We start from the raw sequence: 5,339 nt of genomic DNA, 5'->3' as shown, positions 1-5,339 counted from the left end.
TTCCAGCAGGTGTCGCACTTCATATTACAATCCGTCCCATATATAAGTTTATTTATGTTTTTCGATTATAGGTCCTTCTGGACCATACCCGTCTATACGATACTGTACCACATTTTTATTTCTCATTTTAATAGCTAATAACTCAGCAAAACTATCATCATGAGTAGAAATAATTAAACGTTTGTTATTGGATTCGGAATCTAGAATTGCCCTAAGAACGTCTATGAAAGCAAGCACATTTACATCGTCCATACTTTGGATTGGATCATCAAGAAGCAATTGATCCAAAGAACTATATTGCTGAGTGAGACCAATACCCAGAAAAGTGCTTAATGCCAATATATTTAACTGTGCTTGGCTAAAAATTTGATCCAAATATAAATCTCCTTGAATTTCTTCACTTGTAAAATGGGTACCATTTGTATTAACAATTACTTTTAAATCTTTATATTGCGTATGTGGATTAATAGCACTGTAAACCCACGATATTACAGGATGTCCATGTAGCTGATCACCAAGAATATGATTTTGCTTTGCTACAAGCTCTGCATATTTTGTTTTTACCTCTTTTTTATTTCTATCTATATATTTTATTTTTTCTTCTACTTCATTTATTTCAGAATCTAATTGCTCGTATCGTGAGAAAAACGCATCGTACTCCCCTGGCACTTTAAGTTTTAAAAACTCTTCTAAGTGATTAATTAGCAACTCTAACATTAAAAAAGTCCGTATATTTGATAATTGATTTTTATATAATTGATCTTTATTGTTTGGATAGTAATCAGCTACTTCTTTTTCACTTCTTATTTTAAGCATTTTACTTGATATCTCTTGTAAACTAGGCACATATTCGAAACCTATTTTTTTAAGGTTTTTTTCAAACCATCCTTTTTTGTTTAACGCTACTTGATTTAAGTTTTCCACACTTATATCCTCTAATTCAATACTTTCCCCAAATAATACTCGGGATGAAACTTTCATCTGTTCCCACATCTCTGAAATTTCCTTTTCTCTTTGTATCAAATGATTTTCAGAAGTGCGAAGTTCTTTATGTTGTTGTTCTAACTTATTTTTAACCTCATCATAACAAAGAATAAATTGCTCCCGAAGAGACTTCAACCAACTTTGTAGTGGTTCAATAACTTCTTTATTTATAAATTCAACACTTTTAGCTAATTCAGTATTTATATATTTTTCCTTATTTATTAATTCATCGAGTTTTCCATCACCATTTGATACGGTTTTATCAATTATAGTTATTAATTTAGAAGATATGCTAATTTTGGGATCGAATTGAATTTCTTTAGTATAGCGCATTGACGTAAAATCTTCATTCAAGCAAACGGGACATGATGTAATAGAATTGGAGTGATCTTGGATATAATCTTTTACCTGATTTAAGACTTGTTGATATTGACTATTCAATAAAGATAAACTATCTTTGTGTTCGATAATTCGTTCCATTTCTTTAATTAACTGTTGACGTTCATGACTAAGTTCAAGATAGCGTTTTTGCCAACCCTTTAATTGAATCTCATCCTTTAAAGGAATTGATGTTTTATGTTGCCCTATTATTCCATCAAACTCTTCTATAAAAATTTGAAAACGTTGAAAATCTTCATAAATTACGCTCCATAGCTCGGAAGAAATAGTTTTGTTAATATTGTCTATATAGCTTAGAAATGATTCAAATAATTGTTTGGATTCAACTGTTTTTGATAGTTGATTGACAATCTCCTGTTTAGTAAGGTCAATATGCGATCTTTGTTTTTTTATATCTTCGTTTATTATTTGGATATCTCTAATATTTCGTTTTTCAAGAGAGTGAGCATGCTCTCCCTTTCGTATCCATTCTTCTGCTTCTTGTAGAGACTCTAAAGTATTAATGTGAGTTTTTATCACTTGGAATTCAGCATGTCTCTTTTGAAACTTATTCCTTTCTGTATTAGTAGTTTCATACAATTGTGCTGCACCTCGTAGCAACCTTGAATAATCTTTTGATTGAAATTCAAGTTCATGTATAATCAAATCTAACGGGATATTTGAAAGACGCGACTTTCGCTTTATAAATGGTACAAGTTTCTCATATAGCAAATGAAATTGTGACTTGTAACTTTCAAAACTAGAGTAACCAATATTCCGCAAAAACTCATTAATCTGTCGCTGCTTTGAGATCATTTCAGTTTTATTACCTTCATAGCTACTTCTTCTTTTTCCTAAAACATTACCTCCATTCAAGTAAAAACGTAATTGAGCTATATGATTAGATAGCTCCTCTTGTCGTAGATAACGCATAAACAAAGACTTTCGTTCTTCAGGTGAAGTTTTTCGTACAAAATCAGTGATCCCCTCTTGGGCCAAAACGTGTGCCTGTATAAAACTACTACGATCATTTGAGCGAGGTACCAAATACTCTAAGAGCTCTTGATTATCAATCCTTCTAATAGCTTTATCTCTCTCAATAAATTCAAGTTCAGAAGTATAATTAGATCTATCACTAATCGCTAAAACTCGGCTGTTGCTCTTCCTAATGACTTTAGTTCCATTATTAAATAAAAGCTCAACAACCACCTCACGATCTGTTATAGAACTTCTTCTTTGATTTGAAATGCTCGGGGAAAATTTGAAATAGTGACTTCTATTTAGATCGTTTGCTGAATAAGCTCCGCCAAAATTAGCTTTATAAAGTTTCTCTAAACGTACTACAGTGTCGGTTAAGCACCATTCTATAGCTTCAAAAAATGAAGTTTTTCCATGGCCGTTAAAGCCATGAAACAATACAAGGGGGTTATCTAATTCGTCAAACACAAAAAAATGATCCGAGCGATTGAGATTTTCGCCATAACCTCGAAAATTTTTGATTTTTACCTCACTAAGATACACAAATGTACACCACCTTAATTATCCATTGTGATTTCTTTAACCCGTGTAAGTAACTCTTCGATTTCTTTTGCTTGATATTCAAATTCTTCATTAACATAAGTTCCTAACAATTCATTTAGAGCCCTTTCTGGAAGTACCAATTGATCAAACTTTTTCTTAAGATCCTCTTCGTTCTCATATTCAATGATGATTTTTCGCGCTACAAAGCGATTTCGTTGAAGTTTTGCCACTTCAATTTCGTTGAATTTTTCTTCATCAAGCTCAATTTGATGTAAACCAATTACATACATGTCCCATAAAAACTTTGATAAATATATATCTGCTACCTCAACAGTGTTTTCTATATTTTCTATTTTTCCTCGTAATTTTTCTCTTAGACTCGGAAGTGTATAAACTAACTCCTGTACCTCTTCGAGGGAAGATATTTTTGTGATAACTAGTACCTTATCTTTATTTAAGTTACAAACGAATGAGTTTTTCAGTTCCTCAAATATGTGAATATCTTTGAGTAGTAATAATTCTGCTAATTGCTCCAACCTATTCTCCCTCCTCTAACTCTTTGAGAAACGAGCATGCATCACAATATGATAATTTCATACATTTAAAACATTTATATCTAAAAGATTTATACATCTCCTGATGCTGTTTATTGTCCTTAACTCTTCGAATATCAATTATAGTATTATTGATATCTTCAAGTTCTAATTGACAAACATCACTATCTGTATCGAATACTATTGTTTCTCCGCCCGTAGCTTTTGATATTTCCAGATTTTCTTGTGTATGATCAATAAAATAATTAAGAATTAAATTAGCATTGGACCGAGCGGAACTCGCTGCTGGAAGAGCACGGAGTGAAAGGTGAAGACTATCACCAATTTTTAAGTTGTTAATACTATCAATATCAATAATACTTGCTCCTTGGCTACCTCGTTTAGTTTTTATCATCATTTCAGATATGAACTGGAACAATTTAATTACTTCAAGAGGATACGGTCTATTAGACATAATGAAGCGTTTTAATATTGTTTTAGCACCAAATTGATTAATTTCAGAATGAAGTTGCTCCTTTAAGCTAATCAGAACTACCATAATGTCATCAATAAAGTCGGCATATCCATGTTCCATTAATATATATTCATAATCAGCAAGTTCTTGCTCAATTTCTTTGATCAATTCTAAATTTTCTTCGTTATTCAGATGTGTTAAGGATAGAGTTTGATAATTAGTTATAATTTTCTTACAATCAGATATTTTTATGATTCTCATGTTAGAATCTATTGTCGAATCAAAGAAAGCTTCTAATAAAAGAAGCATTATTTTACTACGTTCTTCAACAGTCAGACTTTCATTATATTCAGCTAATTCACGATCTATTACTCGTTTCAAGGAGTCAATGGATTCAAATTTGGATACTTTGTTAGGAGGAAAAATAAATTCAATTTGCTTAATAAAACTTTCTAATACTGAGTCATCCACATTCATACTTGGAATTATGTATTTAGTGTATTCATCAGAATTAGGATGATGAGCCAAGTATTTGATAAGTGCTTGTTTGTAATGTTTTTTTTCTTTTGAATTTGTAATGGTATCATAATATGTTTTAAAGTTCTTAAACTCGCCTTCTTTAATAGGATTTTGTCCTACTGACTCGTAAACAAAACATTCTTTTATATACTTTATTTTCTCGGATATCTCAGTTGGTTTAATCCAATCAGTAAAAAATTGCATATCTTTAACGTTCACTGGAACATTACATTTAAATCGATACTTCACATTGGCCGATGAATCCTTGAACGAATTAAAAAAATTATATATGCTATGAGTAATAGCCTCTTTATACCTTGTAAAGGTATTATCATTGTAAAATTTTGCTTCCATACGAATATCTTGCTCATCAAATATCCTTACGTCAGCCCCATACTCAACAGCCACGTAACTTTCTTCTGATTTTGATCTGTTCAATAATAAAATCAATTCTTTACATGCTAGAAGAACTTGATAGTAAAAACCAGCAATTGAATGTTTCACGTCAGTAGAACTCATACAGTTCATCTTCCCTTTCTTCCGCTATAAAGTTACCAGAAACTACTCTTATTAAGAATACATAAATACCATTTAAGCAATGAAGAGAATTTTAAAGGACTGAATAAACTTGAATGAGTCATTTTTTTGCCTTTTGACTTTTCCATCTTTTTAGCCTATCAGCCAACGCCAAACCGTTAATCAACTTAATGTTTAAACTATCCGCCGCCTCCTTAGCAGCCCTTGTAAAATTACTTGTCGTCACAATCCAAGCATCATAGCAACCATGTACCTGCTTACCAGCCTTGAGCCGGAGTACTATATCATTCCCGACATCACGTTTCCACCGTTTGCACTGAACAGCGATCTTATAACCCTCTTTGCCATTGAGGATCAAATCAACTTCATGATCGCCTGACCCGCCAACTCGC

At 32.0% G+C, this 5,339-nt stretch carries 4 protein-coding genes; all 4 read right to left on the bottom strand.

What is annotated here, in order from left to right:
- Positions 1–48 precede the first annotated feature (48 nt).
- Entirely contained in the window at positions 49–2,883 is a 2,835-nt protein-coding gene (locus tag L696_RS0108720) for an AAA family ATPase (RefSeq protein WP_025683308.1), read from the bottom strand.
- Between the two features lie 14 nt (positions 2,884–2,897).
- A complete protein-coding gene (locus tag L696_RS0108715; protein WP_025683307.1) occupies positions 2,898–3,419 on the bottom strand; it encodes an ABC-three component system middle component 1 in 522 nt (173 codons plus the stop codon).
- 1 nt (position 3,420) lies between these two features.
- Positions 3,421–4,929 (bottom strand): hypothetical protein, encoded by a 1,509-nt coding sequence (locus tag L696_RS0108710; protein ID WP_025683306.1) that lies wholly within the window; start codon positions 4,927–4,929, stop codon positions 3,421–3,423.
- A gap of 118 nt (positions 4,930–5,047) precedes the next feature.
- Positions 5,048–5,339 (bottom strand): restriction endonuclease (locus tag L696_RS0108705; protein ID WP_025683305.1); only part of this gene is annotated, 292 nt, incomplete at its 5' end.

It is taken from the genome of Paenibacillus maysiensis (genome assembly GCF_000520815.1).
Lineage (GTDB): Bacteria > Bacillota > Bacilli > Paenibacillales > Paenibacillaceae > Paenibacillus > Paenibacillus maysiensis.
Note: the sequence above shows the minus strand (reverse complement) of the source record. Positions and strands in the feature narration are given on the sequence as shown.